Here is a 19,307-nt window from a genome sequence, read left to right as displayed (position 1 = left end):
GGGCGCGTCGACGCAGAACACGGTGGCCAACGCGGTGTCCGCGAGCGTCTCGAACGGGTCGGCCCTGGCGGCCGGCACCGGCGTCTCGGTGGATGCCGCCAACCATGCCACGATCAGCACGGTGACCGGCGCGCTCTCCATCGCGGCCACCGGCGTGGGCCTGGCGGCCAGCATCGGCGTGTCGCTCGCCAGGAATACCTTCGGCGCGGATGACGGCGCCGGCACCGGCAGGGTCAACAGCGCCAAGGCCTATATCGACAACAGCAGCGTCACGGTGGCCAAGGGCGACGTCGACGTGCGGGCCACGTCGACCGAAACGCTGACCTCGGTCAACTTCGCGGGTTCCCTGGCCGTGGCGGCCGCGGGCGGCGTCGCCGCCGCCGGCTCGGGCGCCCAGACGTCCAATTATTTCGCCACCCAGACCACCGCCTATATCGGAAACCAGTCCTACGTAAGGGCCGGCATGGACGGCAAGCAGGGCTCGGTGCTCGTCGACGCCGACGACACCAGCACCATCCTCAAGTCCGGCACCTATGGCGTGGCGGCCAGCTTCTCCCTGGTCCCCGCCGGCTCGGTCAACGTGAGCGTGGCCGTTACCCTGGTCGACAATCACGCGGACAACATCGTCCACGCCTACGTCGGGACCGCCGCCGACAGCGGCGGCCACACCTACGGCATCGGCGCCTACAACACCCTCCAGGTGCTGGCCCACGAGAAGACGGCGTTCAACAACCTCGATGCCGTGACGGCATCCGTCGCGGCCGGGCTGGGATTCTCCGGCGCCGGCGCCGGCGTGCAGGTGAGCACCACGACCAACAATACCGTCACCTCGGAGGTGACGGGCGGCGGCAACGCCGGCGGCTACGACGGCGCGGTCATCCACGCCAATACGGAAGTGCAATCGGCCATCGACCTGACCCAGGTCAGCGTCGCCGTGGGCATCATCGGCGCCGCGGTGGGCGTGGGCCTGGCCGAGAACAAGGCCACCGACAGCACCACCGCCCGCGTTTCCGGCGCGACGGTGTCGGCGCCCGTGGTCGACCTGGTGGCCAACACGCAGGTCGACTTCAGCAACACCAAGACCGCCGGCGTGGCGGCCACCACCGGCCTGTCGGTGAACGTGAACAAGGCCGTGGTGGACATTGCCACGGCGACCCTGGCGGAAGCCGTGGGCGGCGCCTCGCTGCAAGGCCCGACGACCACCAATCTCGACGGTTCCGTGACGCCGGGCGTGGTCAACGTCCAGGCGCTGGGCACCTACTACGGCCAGGCGGCCGCGAAGTCCATCACCCTGGGCGTGGTCAACGTCGGCGTGATGCGCGCGGAGACGACGCTGGAAGGCTCGCTGAAGGCGCGCGTGGACAACGCCGCGCTACAGGCCGACCTGATCAACGTCAGCACGTCCTCCAAGACCGACCGCAACGGCCAGGCGGGCCTGACTGTGGATTCGCGCTCGCTCGAGGTCGGGCTGGGCACGGTGCAGGCGGACACGGCGGCGTTGACGACGAAGCTGGATTCCGGCGTCACCGTCACCAACGGCGCCCGCATTACCGGCACGGCGGTGAGCATCGGCGCCGACCAGGACCTGTACACTGACGCCAACATGGACGCCGGCACGATAGCCGGCGTGTCGGGACGCAAGGGGTCGGTGGTCGTGGAGATCGGCGGCTCGTCCGTCATCACCATCGACGGCGGCGCCCACGTGACCGGCAACAAGCTGGACATCCGCACGTACAACACCGTGCGCGGGACCTCCGAGCTGAGCAGCTTCTCGGTGTCCGTCGCCAACGTCGACGCCAGTTCGCAGACGGTCGACATCACGCCGCAGTCGGCGATCAACGTCAACGGCAGCCGCAACGGCGGTTCGACCATCGACAGCGCCGGCATGACCGTGGTGCTGGCGACGGGCGACTACGACACGCCCGCGACGCTGAACCTGGTTGCCGCCAACGACATCATCTACACGTCGAGCAACAAGATCAAGGGCGTATCCGGCCTGGCCGTCACGCTCTCCACCAACAAGCTGAGCACCGACGGCACGCTGGCCAAGGTGGGCCTGGACGGCGCCTTCGTCAAGAACACCTTCGGCGACGTGATGGTGGGGACGATCACCCTCGGCGTCACCACGACCATGAGCGACATGCTGGTGGTGTCGGTGGCCTCGGCCAGCAAGTCGGCCAGCAACAACAACCTGACGGTGAACAACTCGGTGGCGGTGGACAACTCCTCCATCGAGGGCGACAGCATCATCCTGCTGGCGGGCAGCGGCGCGGCCGCGGACGCGGCCCCGACCGGCTATCTGCTGGCCAACGACAACGTCTCCCTGACGCTGGTCGGCATCGGCGTCGTGCCGGTGGTGGACAGCGGCGCCAAGGCCAGGCAGGTCAACACCATCGTCATCGACGGCGTCAGCAGCAGCGGCTCGCTGTTGAAGGCCCAGCGCAACGTGCGCATGGAGGCCAACCCCGCCACGCTCGACCAGGCCCACGTGAACGGCTCGGTGCAGGTCATCGGCCTGAACCTGAATCCCAGCGTCGACCTGGCGTCCGGGGTGGTCGACACCAGCGGCAACACGGTCAGCACCAGCACGGCCACGCAGATCATCGCCGGCACGAACAACGCGTCCAACCTGTTCGTGATCCCGGCCGACCTGCTGACGACCGTCGGCGGCGTGACGCTGCCCACGACGGCCAATCCGACGGTGACCTACGACGCCAATTCGGATGTCGTCAAGCGCATCCTCGAAGCCCTGCTGGGCGCGGGCAAGACCAGCACGGACGGCGCGTCCGGCACCGTCAACATCGACGTCAGGTATGAGCTGACCGCCTTCCAGGCTTCCGACGTGCTCGTCAACGTCACGACCGGCATGGTCATCAGCGACAAGGGTAATTATTACTACTACAACCAGACGGCCAGCAGCAACCTGAACCTGGCCACCGAGAATTACAGCAATACGGCGCGCTGGGTGAGGATCCAGCCCACCGACGACCAGAAGGCCGATGCGCTGCCCTCCGATTTCGGCGCCACGGCGATGACCAACATCGGCGGGACCTATTACATCCTGAAGACGGTGGACATCGGCCGTCCGACCCTGCTGTACGCCAACCAGTCCAACATCATCAGCGACCAGATCCGCACACTGACGCAGATGAAGTCCGAGCACATCTCGGATGCGGCCGCCGTGGCGCGCTATGACGCCAACATCGCGGCGTTGCAGCAGCAGTTGCAAAGCATCCAGATGGCCCAGGTGAGCACGGACGGGACGCTGACGTACCTGACGTCGTTCAGCACCTTCTTCCTGGACGTGCCCAATCTGTACGCGGCCGGCGGTTCGGTCTATGTGAACGCCACCAACACCCAGCATGCGCTGGACGGCAACATCCAGGCGCGCGCCAACACGCAGATCAATATCGTCAACGACTCGCCGCTGCTGATGAACGTGAACGACGCGGTGGTGCTGGACGGCACCATCATCCGCCCGGGCACGGACGGCCAGTTGAAGGTCTTCAAGTCGGGTTTCGTCTACGTGAACGACGCCGCCGTGCGCGGCGCCGCGGGCGCCGACACGGCCGACATCACCATCAGCCAGTTCAAGAGCGGCTGGAGCGCCGATCCCTACGGCGGCGCGCTCGACGCCGGGATGGTCGCCTTGTTGCAGAACGCGCCGGTGGACCTGAGCCTGGTGGGCGCGGTGGTCAATCCGCTGGGCCACGTCGGCATCTCGAACTCGCTGGGCAGCATCAACGTCACCGGCAGCATCGACGCCGAGAGCCTGGACATCGCCGCCAAGGGCAATTTCAGCCTGATGAGCGACGGCTGGTACAACACCGGCACCGATCCCACGCTGCTGAACGATAGCTGGGCCGACGTCATCAGCCAGTTGAAGAGCGGCGCCAAGAGCACGGGCGTCAGCGACCAGTTGTCCAACGCGCTGCTTAGTTGGAACTCGACGACGCTGAACTCGTTCGCGACCTACCTGAACCAGAATGCCCAGGCGCGCGACTCGCGCATCTTCGCGCTCGGCGCGATCAACATTTCCGCGCTGACCCTGAACATCGACGGCAAGATCCAGAGCGGCATCACCGACGCCTACCTCAGCATCAGCAGTTCCTTCAAGGGCGATCAGACCAAGCAGTTGCAGGACGCCAACGGCTACGCCATCAGCGGCGTGTCCTACAGCGCCGACGGCAGCGTGACGCGCTACGGCGGCATCACGGGCTATTTCGACTACGCCACGCAGAGCATCGTGCTGGACCCGGTGCGCCTGGCCGGCGGCAGCATCTCGCTGACGGGGCAGATCGTTTCCGTGGGCAACGGCGACCTCATCGTCGCCAACGGCTACCCCTCGGTGCACATCGACAACCAGTCGACCTATGCGTTGATCGTGCACGACATCGACGTCAGCACCTATCGCAAGGGACGCATCCAGATCATCGATACGGCGCGCGGCCAGAAGGACGTCTATGAACTGGACGGCACAGACCAGGTCGTGCACACGGTCTGGAACGCCTTCGTGCAGGTGACCGATGCCGGCACGGGGCCGGACTACGTCTGGAAGTACAAGGACGGCAGCGGGAACCTGAGCGAAGCCGGGCTGCGGACGGAGAGCAAGACGCTGACCGCCGGGGGCACGACCAGCTTCTCGTACACCCCGCAAGCGGGCCAGGTCATGGTGTGGGTGATGGGCTGGAGCTCCGGCGAAACCACCACCACGACCTACACCACCAAGCAGTTGAACCTCATCGGCGACGGCGTCGACCCGCTCGGCTGGCTCACCAACAGCAACACCACCAAGACCGGCCCCGTCACCGTCATGGAGACGCCGCGCCCGGTGCTGGTGTCGACGGTGGTCGCCTATGACAAGCTCGGCGACATCCCGTCGGTGTTGCAGTCCGAGATGACGGGCGCGCAGCAGCAGGCTTCCGTCGTCCCCGGCACGGTGCTGGGCAGCGGCACCCAGACCCTGGTGAAGGATGACGCCGGCGACATCGTCGGCCCGGACGGGCAGCACTACACGCTGCAGGCCAGCGGCGGCACGGCCATCGACCCCACGCAGTTCACCGTGGCCTACCAGAAGGTCAATACCGGCGTGGTCGTGAGCAACGACGGTCCGCATACCTCGGGCGGCGGCTGGCTGCGCTACAAGACCACCACGCTGACGCAGGTGGTGCAGAAGAAGCAGCAGGAACTCTTCACTTTCTACGTGCCGGCCTCGCAGCCGATCACGGTCGATTTCCTCGGCTCCAGCACGGCGGCCAACGCCATCTACATCCGTAGCAACAGCAGTGTTTCCATCGTCGGCAACCTGATCGTGGGCAATGGCAAGAGCGTCTACCTGGAGGCCAATTCGGTCGCCGGCGCCGCCAATATCACCATGGCGGGCAACGCGGGCATCATGGCGCGCGGCGCCGACGGCAACATGCCGGCGGCGGCGGATGCGAACCTCAACGTAAGCGCGGTCGCCAACGGCGGCGCCATCGCGTTGAACCTGATGGGGTCGCACGGCGCCACCAGCGCCACGGCGCGCAACGACATCACGCTCACCGCCTTCTCGGACGGCGGCACGAGCTCCTGGCTGTATCTGAAGAACGTGGCCTCGTCCTCGGGCAACGTCTACGTCAGCGCCATGGACGGCATCTTCAATGCCAACACGGGCACGACGCCGCCGGTCGCGGTGGCCGGCAACCGGATCGAGCTGAACGCCGGCTACGGCGCCATCGGCACGTCGGCCCAGGCGCTGACCATCAATGCGCGCCAGGGCTTCGCGGCGCAGGCCGGCCTGTCCACCGGCGCGGCCGCGCTGGCCGGGCTCGACAAGAGCATCTACGTGTCCCAGTCGGCCATCAACGCCGACCTGGTGCTGGTCAAGCCCACGTCGTGGTCGAGCCCGCAGGCGTCGGTGTATTCCGAGCTGGGCGGCGTCACCCTGACCCTGAACGGCGGCTCCCTGCTGGACGGCGAACTTGCCGATACGCGCACGGCCACCGAGAAGGCCTATCCGGAAGTCACGGCGCAGATCGTGTCCGGCCTGGACAACCAGCTCGCGGCCTACGACAGCTACTGGTCGGGCGTGCGTTCGCTACAGATGGCGACCGTCACCCTGAGCGGCAGCGGCACCTATCTCACCACCGCCAACGACGGCGGCAAGTACCTGACGGTGCCGATGACCGACGCCCAGTACGCGAGCAGCCTCGCGGCGTCGGTGACGGGGCATCAACTGGTGCGCCTGGCCTATAACGATAGTCTCGACAACGGCACGCGCAAGGAGGTGCTGGGTTACCTGACGCTGGCCACGAAGGCCGCGGACGGCTCCTACCGTTTCTCGTTCACCCTCTACGATCCGGCGACCGGCCAGGCCACCGCGCTGAGCGACCTGGGCGCCATCGGCTATACGCTGGGCAGCCAGGGCGTGCTCTACGGGCCGGTGTACGCGCTGGCCCAGGGCGGGGATACCTCCAGCACCAGCCTGCCGGTGTCCTTCACCGTGCCGGCGGGCGCGACGACCCAGCAGGGCTCCAACACGCTGCAACTGACCTTCGACGACAGCACGCTGGCCAGCCTGGCGAACGGTTCCCTGTTCGACGCCAATGCCTACCAGAACGTCCTGACCGCGCTGCGCACGTACGACTACGTGATCGTGGGCGGCCAGAAGCTGGCCATCGAATCGATTTCGCCGGTCCAGGGCGCGGGGGGCTGGTTCGGCCAGTCCAGCTTCAACACCGTCCTGATCACCTTGAAGTCGCCCTACGTCGGCGATCTCACCGTCCTGGATGCATCGGGGCACAAGCAACTGAACCTCGTCCTTCAGCGGGACGACGGCACCCAGCTCGCCCTGGGCAGCAACACGGCGACGGTCGATACGGTCGAGCCGGCCGTGCGCGCGAGTTCGGCGTCGGATGACGCCACCACCACGACGCGCGACATCACGTCGACCGTCATCGACGCCATCGACAACTACAACGCCGACCATCCGGGCGCCAAGATCGACACCGGCGACGGCAGCCTGTACGCCAAGCTCACGGCGACGACGGGGGCCGAGTCCGTCATCGAAACCACCGTGACCGACAACGTGCTGATGCTGGCCGGCGACTCGCTCGGCTGGTCCGTGGGCTCGTTCTCCACGGTGGCCGACTATGACGCGTGGATGCAGGACGTGGGCCATGGCATCGTCGGCACCAAGCTGGCCTTCACCATCGACGGCGTTTCCTATACGCGCACCATCACGGCCATCAGCCTGGTCAAGGCCGACGGCAGCGACTTCGGTTCGATGAGCGACCGTACGGGCGCCTACCTGAAGGTGGCCTTCGACGGCGCGGCCATCGCCAGGAAGAACTATGCGATCCGCGCCGGCGACGGCACGGACACGTCCGACCTGCTGCCGGCGGAGCTGCGTTACGGCCTGACCGGCCTGAGCAAGGCCGACAGCGCGAACGCGGGCAAGATCACCTACACGTTCCAGACGAGCTTCTCCGCCGAGGCGCTGCGGGGCGGCACGCTCACGCAGGACACGCCGAGCTGGTACTGGGGCTGGTCCTTCGGCGGGGTGCTGCCGTTCTACAGCTATAACGAATCCTCCTCGACCTACACGACCTACGTCAGCCTGGGCGACGGTTTCAGTTGGGACCTGTCGTCGTCGACGCTGAGCGCCGACGCCAAGCTGCAGATGATGAATCAGTTGAAGGCGCTGCTCACGCAGGGCGCGAACATCTCGCTGACCGGCCTGGACCTGTACCTGACCCGCGACGGCCAGACCCTGACCGGCCACGACCTGGGCGTGTACGACAACGGCATGCTCAGCATCCTGACCATCACGGACGCCCAGGGCAATGCGTTGACGAGCAGCAGTCCGGACAGCGCATGGCTCTCCGGCAAGATCACCTTCAGCGGCAGCGTCTATGCGGAAGAGCAGGCCCTGAAGGACATGAACGTCTTCAGGAACACCGACGTCTATGGCGTGGGCTCCACCGGGACCTACACCCCCGACATCACGGGCATGACGGTGGATGCGGGCATCCGCCTGCAGGACAAGGGCTTCGTGCAGCAGACGCTGACCCAGGCGGGCAACGTGGCCTTGCAGATCGCCGGCACCGACGCCTTGAGCCTGGGCCAGCGGGTGGAGCTCAGCTTCACCAATTCCGCCCAGGTGCTGGTGTACTACATCAAGACCATCTCCGGCCGCACGGTCACGCTATCGGCGACGGCCGACGGCGTCTTCGGCACGAACGGCGCCACCCTGACGGTGGACCAGCTTTTCCAGGCCGCCGGCACGTCGCTGGGCGCGGTCACCGTGAAGCTGCTGGATGCCGCGGCCAGCGGCGCCCACGTGGCGGCGAATTCCCCCGACCACATCACGCTGACGACGCTGGATATCGTCCCGGTGACCGATGCGTCGGGCAACGTTACGTCCTACCGCGACCTCCAGGACTACGATCGCGTCTACCTGAATGACGTGACGCCGGTCTCGGGCCAGTTCGTCAGCCTGCAGAACAACGTGGCCTACTACGTGCTGGTCGACAGTGCCACCAAGAGCATCCAGTTGTTCGCCACCCGGGCGGACGCGGTGCTGTACAAGCAGATCCAGGAATTGAACAAGACGGCGGACGGCCAGGCGCTGGCCAAGACGCTGTTCACCGATCAGGGCCTGGTGCCGCAGATGGTGACCGGCTTCAGCGTCGCCAACCTGTCCAGTAATTTCACGGTGTCCACCCATGTGTTCACCACCGCCGCCGCCGCCAACGTGGCCGGCCTGAGCACGCAGATGCAGGCCCTGGATCAGCAGTACAAGGACCAGGCCTACGATCCCGACTACCTGCCGCCGGTGCTGGACGCGACCGCGGCGGGCAACGTGGTCAAGTCGGTGCGCAACCAGCCGGTCTATGACTACGTCGTCGCGAAGGAAGTCGCCGAGACAGTCGAGTACCAAGACTACTGGACCCAGCGTGTCGACGTGACCAACAGCTCGGTGAATTCCGGCCTGACCAATGTTGCCGACGGCAGCTTCAGGCTGGCGAACATGAACATCGTCGACGACGGCACGGGCACGTTGCGCGCGCTGCGCACCGGCGACCAGATCCTGTTCAACTATTCGGTCGGCGCCATCCAGGCCAACACGGCCTACTATGCCATCGTGTCCGCCGACGGCACCATCCGTCTGGCGGCGACCCTGGCCGACGCCATGCTGTACCAGACCGGCGACGCGCAGAACGGCGACCTGCTGAAGCTGTATCCCGCGCTGGGCGAGCCCGTGACGGTCGCCTTCGACGCCTCCAGCCTGAACGGCGCCTCCGTGACGGCCTACACGCGGGTCTATACGGCCAAGGCCGACGCGCCCGCGCAGACCGCCGCCGAGATCGGGGCTTACGGGTCTTCCTACGATCCGGCCAGGTTCGTCTACATCAATGGCGCCGCCCTCGGCGACATCGCCAACAACCTGCTGTATCCGGTTTCGGCCGCGATCAACGAGACGGTGTTCGGCGTGCAGGCGGATTCCAACGGCGCTGCCTCGTCCGACCGCTTCCTCAACATCAAGGCCGGCAAGGACATCAAGCTGACCACCACGGGCGCGGGCACCATAGGCGCGTCGCTGGGCGACTACACGCTGAAGCTGCCGGACCTGACCCAGACGCTCTCCGATGCCGACCGCGCCAATGCGTTCAACTATCTGTCGGAAGCCGACCAGGCGGTGATTTCACGCGCCAACGCGGTGAACCTGGCGGGTGTCTACCACACGCTCTACGAGTACATCGGTCCGGACGGGTCGGTGAGCCTGGACCGCAACGCCATCGACTTCAGCGACACGAGCCTGTGGCAGGCGGTGAACCCGGTCTTCTCCAGCGATGCCGCGCTGCTGAAGGGCGAGAGCCTGGCAAGCGGCTCGCTGGTGCAGTTCCTCTTCTCCGACGACTTCAACCTGTACGAGACGACGCGCGACGTCTACGTGTACAACAGCAAGCTGGCCGTCTCGGCGCAGGACAAGATCGACCAGGCGACGGCCGTCGCGCAGGCGCGGGCCAGCGGCATGCAGGTCATCGATATCGGCAGCGGTTTCCGCGACGCGGTGTTCGCCAAGGTGGACGTGCCCTATACCAGTCACGACGGCGACAGCGCGCAAGACCTGAGTTCGGGCATGCTGATCGGCGACATCCGCGATCCGCGCTACCTGACGCTGCGGCTGACGCGCTCGCTGGCGGTCGAAGCCGATCACGGCGTGGTGTCCGCGTACAGCGACACCACCGTGGGGCTGGATTCGCCCAACGGCGATATCCGCCTGGGCGACATCCACGCGGCGGGCTATATCAGCATCGACGCGTCGGGGCAGGGCGCTTCCATCATCGGCACCGATGCGGGCACGATCGAGAGCAGCGGCCAGGTCAGCCTGGTGGCCAAGGGCAATGTGGTCGGCGGCGCTCAGGACGCCGATGGCGTCTATCAGGCCGCGCCCGGCAAGAACCTGCAGTTGAAGCTGAGCGAGGGCCATGCGCTGTACGTCGAGGCGGGCGGCATCGCCCGGGTCGAGCAGCAAGGGACCGTGGACCTGAACGTCGTGCTGGCGACGATGACGGGAACGGACGCCGCGCCGTCGCTGTTCAAGGCGGGCGCCGACCTGCTGGTGGGCCAGATTTCGGCGGCCGGCAACCTGACGCTGGAAGCGGGTGGGGCCATCCTGAACAACACGCCGGAGAACCAGAGGCAGTACGCCAACGTGGTGTTGTCCGATATGAGCCAGGCTGACCTGGACGCGCTGGGCTATACGCGCCAGATCGTCCTGAAGGCCGGCACGACGGTGGGCAAGCTGGACGCGGACCTGACGCAGGTCGGCACGCCGCTGTTGATCCGCGTGGCGCCGCTGGATACGCTGGCGACCGTCAGCGCGTACGCGGCGGGCGGGGTGAATCTCTGGAGCTTCAACTCGCTGCGGGTGGGGACGATCGATACGAGCGGCGTGGCGGGCAGCCGCGGCGACGTGCGCCTCTATGCGACGGACAGCTTGCTGAACGGCTCGACGGGCGGCGCGGCCGCGCTGGTGGCGGGGAATGCCTATCTCGAAACCACGAATCACACGGTCGGGATCGCGGGCGACGCGCTGCTGACGGACCTGTCGGGCTGGCTGAGGGTGTCGGCCAAGGAAGGAATCTACCTGAGCCAGGTCGGCACGCATGATCTCGCGCTGGCGCAGATCGAGTCGCGCACGCGGGACGAGATTCATCTGTCCAGCGCATCGAGCATCGTCAATGACAAGACGTCGCAGGCGGGGATTTCGGCGGATCGCACCGATCCGGTGGTGACAGGCGGCAGCCTGTACTTCACCGCTGGGAAGTCGGTGGGGGGGTATGGGCAGGCGCAGGTCGATGGGCTGTCCACGAACGACGCGCTGGTGGTGGCGGCGGTGGGTAGCGATGCGACCATCAACGTCACGGCCGCGGAAGATGCCGCGCTGGTGCAGGTGGCCAGCGCGCTGGACGTCGCCGGGGCCGCGGGGGTCTCGCAGTCGCTGGTGCTGAACGTGGGCACCGTGAACGCGCGCAATGCGTGGCTGGTGGCGCGTTACGACGCCGCCGCGGCGGCGAACGGCGCCACGGGCGATATCGTCCTGTCGGCGAGCTCGCTCATCGGCGTGACGGGGACGTTGAGCCTGCTGGCGGGCAACAATGTCAGCCAGGCCTTCGGGTCGGTGGCGCAGGCGGGACAGCAGCTCTACCTGCGCAGCGATCGGGATGACCGGTCGGGCGCGAACGGCTACGGCAAGGCCAGCACGATCGCCATCGAAGGCCGCCTGCTGGCGCCGGAGATGTTCATCGACGGCAGCGTCAGCAACGGGAATACGATCACCTTCGCCAATACCGCCGAGATCGGGGGCGGCTTGGACTCGGCCGCGGGGCTGACGCAAGGAACCTCGGTCACCGTGACCGGCGGGACCGACGTGGACACGGTGAAGGTGTATGCCCTCACGCTGGACACGACGAATTTCATCGTGAACACGCTGGACGGCGATGACGAAGTGACGTTCGACACGACCTCGTCGACCGGCTCCATCACGATCGACGCGGGCGAGGGCGCCAACACGGTGTCCGTGAACGCCACGCCGGTGGCCGGCAATCTGGGGATCGCCGGCGGCAGCGGCGCCGATATCGTCAAGGTCACCGATAGCACCATTTCCGGCGGCTTGACGGTGGATGCCGGCGACGGCGGCAACGCCGTCACGCTGGATACGGTCAATGTGACGCTCGACACCCGCATCACCACCGGCACGGGCGACGACGTCGTCAAGCTGGTCAGCACCGACCTGACTGGCACGCTGACCATCGCCACCGGTGATGCCTCCACGCTGGACAGCGTCTCGCTGACCGACGTCACCATCGGCGGCGACACCGGAATCACGTCCGGCACGGGCAACGACGAAATCTCGCTGCTGCGCGTGACGGGCACGGGAGCACTGACCGTCGATGCCGGCAACGGCAACAACACCGTCAGCCTGGACACCGTCAATGTGACGCTGGACACCCGTATCACCACTGGCACGGGCGACGACGTCGTCAAGCTCGTCAACTCCGGCCTGACCGGCGCGCTGACCATCGCCACCGGCGACGCGGCGACGCTGGACAGCGTCTCGCTGACCGACGTCACCATCGGCGGTGACACGGAAATCACGTCCGGCACGGGCGACGATGAAATCGCGCTGCTGCGCGTGACGGGCACGGGCGCACTGACGATCGATGCCGGCAACGGCAACAACACCGTCAGCCTGGACACCGTCAATGTGACGCTGGACACCCGCATCGCCACCGGCATGGGCGACGATGTTATCAAGCTCGTCAACTCCGGCCTGACCGGCGCGTTGACCATCGCCACCGGCGATGCCGCCACGCTGGACAGCGTCTCGCTGGCCGACGTCACCATCGGCGGCGACACCGGAATCACATCCGGCACAGGCAACGACGAAATCTCGCTGCTGCGCGTGACAGGCACGGGCACGCTGGCGATCGATGCCGGCAACGGCAACAACGCCGTCAACCTGGACACCGTCAAGGTGACGGCGGACACCCGCATCGTCACCGGCAGCGGCGACGACGTCATCGCCCTCGTCGATACCCACATCGTCGGCGCGCTGGCCATCCAGTCCGGCGACGCCGGCGCCCGCGATACGGTCACCCTGACCCGCGTGCTCGTCAACGCCACCAGCGCCATCATCACCGGCAACGGCGCCGACCTGATCACCGTCAGCGACTCCGAAATGGACGGCCGCCTGACGGTGGACAGCGGCGCGGGCGGCGACATCGTCCGCATCGAACGCATCATCCTGCGGGCAGGCGCCGATGTCGCCGGCGGCACGGGCGACGACTACATCTACCTGTCGGCGCGCGCCCTGGCCGGCCACGTCACCCTGCACGGCAACGCCGGCGACGACCTCATCATTCTCGACCAGCTACCGTCCCTGACCAGCCAGCAGGCCGTTGCCGGCCAGCCGGACACCGTCGACGTCGACGGCGGCGCCGGCAACGATCGCGTCATCGTCAACCTCAACAGCCAGCTCACCTCGATCGACGTCAACGTGCACGACACGGACGACCACGGCGCGGAGAACCTGGCCGACGTCAACACGCTGATCATCAACGGCAACGCCCAGGACCAGACCTTCCTGCTGCGCGAGCACTTCGTCGCGCTGATCACCCCGGACGGCGCGAGCGGCGCCTACGATGCGGCCGTCCAGCGCATCAACTACGATCGCACGACGACCGGCGGCCTGCGCCTGAACGCTGTCGACGGCGGCAACCGCTTCTACCTGGACGACAGCAGCACCACCGTGACGATCGATGCCGGCCTGGGCAGCGATCCGTCCAAGCACAACGAGTTCCAGATCGGCCAGTTGTATGCGCAAGCGCCGCTGTTCCCCAACGTCGCCCTGGGCGACGCGGTGGACACGACGCTGACCACGCAAGGCTATCTGTCGCGCGGCAACAGCTACGCCACGACCATCCACGGCGCGGCCAACGGCGAAAACATCTTCCGCGTCTACAGCAACGCCGCTCCCCTGGCCCTGTACGGCGGCAATGCCGACGACCAGTTCATGGTCTACGCGTTCAAGCAAGCCGCCGCCAATGCCGGCGGCGGCCGCGACTACGTGATCGACGGTCCCGTCTCCATCGACGGCGGCGGCGGCGTCAACACCTACACCACGCTGGGTTCGGAAGACGACGATGACTTCACGGTCACGCAGGAAGGCATCCGTGGCGCCGGCCTGAACACCGCCTACCAGAACATCCAGCGCGTCAACCTGGATGCGCGCGAAGGCAACGACCACATCTACGTGCTGTCCACCCGCAGCAACGCCATCACCACCCTGATCGGCGGCCGCGACAGCGACACCTTCGACCTGGCGGCCGACGTCGCCCCGGACACCATCGTCTCCGGCCGCTCGGCGTCGCGCGACGTGCGCGACGATGCGGTCCCGGTGGCCATCGCCCAACAGTCCGGCCAACTGAACGGCGACGGCAGCAACAGCCTGTCCCTGTCCGTGAGCCTGGACAGCCGCGTCATGCCGCAACCGGCCAGCGGCCAGGCCTACGTGTCGCTGACCAGCGCGATGCTATCGTCGGCCCTGTACGGCTCGCTGACCCAAGGCGCGGGCCTGCCGGCCAGCAGCACGCTGGCCCAGGCGCTCGACAGCCTGGACGGCCGCGGCCTGCTGCTGTCCACCGACGGCGGCCTGACCTGGCATCAGAGCGTGGTCCTGACCTTCGATGCCAACGGCACCGGAGCCCAGGCCTGGACGGCCACGCAGCAGGTGCTGGTCAAGGTCGACAACGGCGCCGGCGCCGGTCTGCCGGCGGTGGACCTTGCCGGCATGGACCTGCACCTGTCCGCCTCGCTCTTCACCACCTTGCCCGGCCTGCGCGACGTGGCCCTGGCGCCCATCGTCATCCCGGTCGCCGACCCGGCCTACGCGGGGCCGGCCAACGACGTCGACAAGGTGCGCTCGCCGCGCGCCGCCGACCAGGCCGGCATCGTCGTCGATCCCGTCACCGGCATCAGCTACGCCAACTACCCCGACCAGGCGCACGACGTCTCGGGCATCCAGGGCGGCCTGCTGATCGAAGGCGACGTGCTCGACAAGCCGGACTACGACGGCGTGCTGCACCAGGCCGTCCACCTGCCGTCCGAAACCGACGGCACGCTGGCGCCGCGCGCCACCGGCACCCCCACGGCGACGGCCACCAACGACCGCGTCCGCGTGTTCGACGACGGCACCGCCGTGGGCCAGGCCGGCATGCAGAGCCAGGCGCGCAGCACCGACGGCCTGGGCCAGGTCTACAACGATCCGCGGGCGGCCGACTTCGGCTGGCTGACCGGATTGGGCATGACGCAGGGCCTGGACACGGCCGCGGGAACCGTCACCCAGACCGGCCACGGGGGCACCTCCCACGTGTACGACCAGGGCGTGGTCTTCCACGGCGTGGAGTCGGTCAACACCATGCTGGGCACGGGTAACGACGTCTACACGGTCAAGCACGCGCCCGTGGGCACCGTCACCCTGGTGCAGGGCGGCGGCGGCGACAACCTGCTGATCGCGCAGGGCGACACCGTGGGCGGCGCCGACCGGCCCGTGCTGTTGTTCGGCTCGACCAGCCAGGACGATGCCTACTACACCGCCACCCCCGGCCAGCGCGTCGCCGGCCAGGCGCTGCACTTCGGCAACACCGGCAACAACACGCTGGACGCCGGCGCCACCACGCAGGGCGTCATCCTGTACGGCGGCGCGGGCAACGACGTCATCGTCGGCGGCTCGGGCAATGATCTGATCGCCGGGGGCGGCGGCAGCAACGTCATCCATGCCGGGCAGGGCGAGAACATCGTCTTCGGCAACGCGGGCCTGAACATCGATCTGGGCACGCCGATGGACATGAGCGCGCGCGGCGCCAGCGTGGACCAGCAGTCGCTGCGTTCGCTGACCCTGGTGCTGACGCCGGCGGCGGCCGCGCAGGCGGCGGTCGGCGCCGCGGCGGATCGCCTGGCGGTCGGCAACAACGCCATCGACGCGCTGGACGGCAACAACATCGTTTTTGCCAACTACGGCCAGATCGTCACGGCGGCGCCGGTCAACTGGCTGCGCGACCGTGGCGATTTCATCGACAGCGCGGCGCCCGGCGGCAATGTACGCTACCTGTCCGGGGCGGGCCTCGTGGCGCTGTCCACGATAGACCTGCCGTCGGCCGGCGGCGTGAACACCATCACGGTGGGCGGCGGCCGCAACGTGCTGTTCGGCGGCATGGGCGACGACGTCATCCGCGCCACCGGCGCGGGGGGCTACAACCTCATCGCCGGCGACGCCGCGCAGGCCAGCTACACCCCCAACGGCCATATCGCGCTGTTCCAGTCCTTCTCCCCGGCCACCGGCGGCAACGACAGGCTGTACAACAACGGCGCCGGCGTGATGATAGGCGGGCAGGGCAGCGACTACCTGGAGAGCGGCGCGGGCGACAACATCATGCTGGGCGACAACGGCATGGTGCAGTTCGTCGACGACCTGCCGCGCCTGATCGCCACCACCGATATCGCCTACGGCGACGACGATACGCTGTGGGCCGGTTCCGGCGCCAACATCATGCTGGGCGGCAAGGGCGGCGACCTGTTCAACGGCAACCTCGGCAAGGACGTCATGGTGGGCGACTACGCGGCCATCACGCTGAACGAGAACGGGGTGGCCACCAACCTGACGCGTTTCGGCCCCGGCGGCAACCGGCCGGACCTGATCACGCGCGTGCTGGAGGATCTCTACACCTTCCACTGGAACCTGCAGTCGCCGGAAATCCCGCGCGTCGCCAGCCCCATGGCCGGCGACGGCTGGGCCGCGCGCGGCGCGCTGTCCCTGCTCGCCGGCAACCGCGATCCGCGCGAAACGCGGGTCAGCATGACGCCGCGCCAGCCGGACATCGTCATCGGCGTGCAGGAAGACGACATCGCCAATGGCGGCGCGCGGGTGGCCGGCGACGCCGTCAGCGTGCCGCGCAACGATCCGCGCGGCGGCGAGGGCGGCCAGTCGCGGGACACCGCCGCCTCCGTGCGTCATCGCCACGCGCCGCCGGAGAATCGCGGCAAAACCACAGCACCTGTAACGCCTGCTGACACGGCGGCCGAACATGCCGACAATACGGCCCAGCCGGAAGCATCGGCCCAGGCGAAAGCCGCCGCGCGGCCTCACGCCGGCGCCGGCGCCACGGCAGGGCAGGGCGGCCACGAACACGCCGCGCTGGCCGCGGGCGTGGCGCTGCTGGGCCTGGCCGGCGCCTTGGGCACGGCCAACGGCCAGCAAGGCAAGGGCACCGTGGTCTTCAATTCCCGCACCAATACCTGGGAATCGAAGGGCAAGGGCAAGCCCGGGGGCAGGCGCGGACCGACGGTCGGCGTGGCGGCGGCGCAAGCCGTGGATGCAATGGACGCAGCGGAAGCTGGGCAGGCGGTGGAGGCTGTGAGCGCGGATGAATGATGCAGGCAATGCCGCCGTGTCGGTGCTGGTCAATCGCGCGGAGCTCGCGTGGTGGTCGGCGCTGTCGGCGGCCGGCGACAAGTCCGCGTTCCTGGGCGCGTGGCTGGCCTTGCAGGCCGGCCAGTTGCCGCGCGCGCGCCAGGCCGTCCTGGTCCTGGGCGAGCCGGACACCGGGCCTTTCGAGCCGGCGGCCTGGTTCCCCGAGGGCGGCGCCCCCGACGCGTCGCTCTACGACACGGTCAACGAATCCCTGGCCGACCGCGAGGTGGCCGTCAGCCTGGACGGCCAGCGGCTGGTGGTGGCGTATCCCATCCTGCTGGGGGGACGCCTGCACGGCGTCGCCGCCTTCCAGACCGCGCCGCAGCCGCCCGAGCCGCTGATCCAGAAGCTGCGCTGGGGCGCCGGCGTCCTGGAGTCATGGCTGGCGCAAAGCGCCGACCAGGCCAGCGAGCGCAGCGTCGAGCGCCTGATGACGGTCATCAACAGCGTGGCCAAGGCGTTGAAGGAGGGCAGCTTCAAGGACGTGGCCCTGACGCTGGCGACCGACCTGGCGACGCGGCTGGACTGCGACCGTGTCAGCATCGGCCTGCGCCGCGATGGCCGCTCGCGCGTGTACGCGCTGTCGCACAGCAGCAAGTTCTCCCAGAGCACCAACCTGATCCACGCCGTGGCCGAGGCGATGGACGAGGCGATAGACCAGAACACCCTGGTCTGCCTGCCGCAGGACCGAGAGCGGACGCTGCAATCGCGCGCCCACCAGAAGCTGGGCCGCGAGTTCGGCAACCTCAGCCTGTTGACCATCCCCTTCGCGCCCGACGCGCAGACCCAGGGGGCCATGGTCTTCGAGCGGCCCGACGACCGTCCTTTCGACAGCCACGACATCGAGCTGTGCCAGAGCATCGTGGTGCTGGTCGGACGCATCCTCTATCAACGCCAGCAGCAGGAGCGCCCGTTCTGGCTACGCTGGCGCGATGCCGCGCTGCGCGAGTGCGGACGCCTGTTCGGCGCGCGCCATATCGGCCGCAAGCTGCTGGCGCTGCTGCTGTTGGCGGTGGTGCTTTTCGGCGTGCTGGTGCCGGGCCCGTTCCGCGTCACCGCCACCGCGACGGTGCAAGGCGTCATCCAGCGTTCATTGGCCGCGCCCTTCGACGGCTACGTCAGCGACGCGCCGCGGCGCGCCGGCGACGTGGTGGCCAAGGACGAGGTCCTGGCCACCTTCGACACGCGCGAGACCGAGCTGGAGCTGCTGCGCGCCGGCAACCTGGAGGTGCAATACCGTCGCCAGTCCGAGGAGGCGATGGCGCAAGGCAACAGCGCGGCCGCCGCCATCGCCCAGGCCCAGGCCCGCCAGGCGTCGGCACAGATCCAGTTCTACCGGGAACAGATCGCGCGCGCGTCGCTGAAGGCGCCCTTCGCCGGCATCCTGGTCAGCGGCGACCTCACCCAGCAACTGGGCGAGGCGGTCAAGCGGGGCCAGGAGCTGTTCAAGATCTCGCCGATGGACCGCTACCGCCTGTGGCTGGACGTCGACGACCGCGAGATCGACGACATCGCCGTCGGCCAGACCGGCCGCGTGGCGCTGGCGGCCATGCCCGACCGCCAGATTCCCTTCACCGTCCTGCGCGTGGTGCCCCTGGCCCAGGTGCAGGAGGGCAAGAGCGTGTTCCGCCTGGAGGCGCGCCTGGACGGCGACGCCCTGCCGGCCCTGCGTCCCGGCATGGAAGGCGTGGGCAAGATAGACATCGGCCGGCGCAGCTACTTCTGGATCTGGACGCACGGCTTCGTCGAGTGGTTCCGCCTGAAGTGGTGGGACTGGTTCCAATAG

The 19,307-nt window shown here is 68.0% G+C and carries 2 protein-coding genes (1 of these 2 cut by a window edge); both read left to right on the top strand.

Translation table 11 applies throughout. The annotated features are described in order from the left end of the window. Positions 1 to 17,482: the 3' portion of a DUF4347 domain-containing protein gene (locus CAL29_RS28515; protein ID WP_094856243.1), read on the top strand. The gene continues 15,059 nt to the left of window position 1, outside the view; the window shows 17,482 of its 32,541 coding nt (coding positions 15,060-32,541); its start codon lies off the left edge, out of view; it ends in the stop codon at positions 17,480 to 17,482. Continuing rightward, positions 17,475 to 19,307 carry an HlyD family efflux transporter periplasmic adaptor subunit gene (locus CAL29_RS28510; RefSeq protein ID WP_094856242.1) on the top strand — a complete coding sequence of 611 codons (1,833 nt, stop codon included), beginning with the start codon at positions 17,475 to 17,477 and terminating at the stop codon, positions 19,305 to 19,307. Before CAL29_RS28515 ends, CAL29_RS28510 begins: the two co-directional genes overlap by 8 nt.

Source organism: Bordetella genomosp. 10 (assembly GCF_002261225.1).
GTDB lineage: Bacteria > Pseudomonadota > Gammaproteobacteria > Burkholderiales > Burkholderiaceae_B > Bordetella_C.
This window is presented reverse-complemented; position numbering and strand designations above follow the sequence as displayed.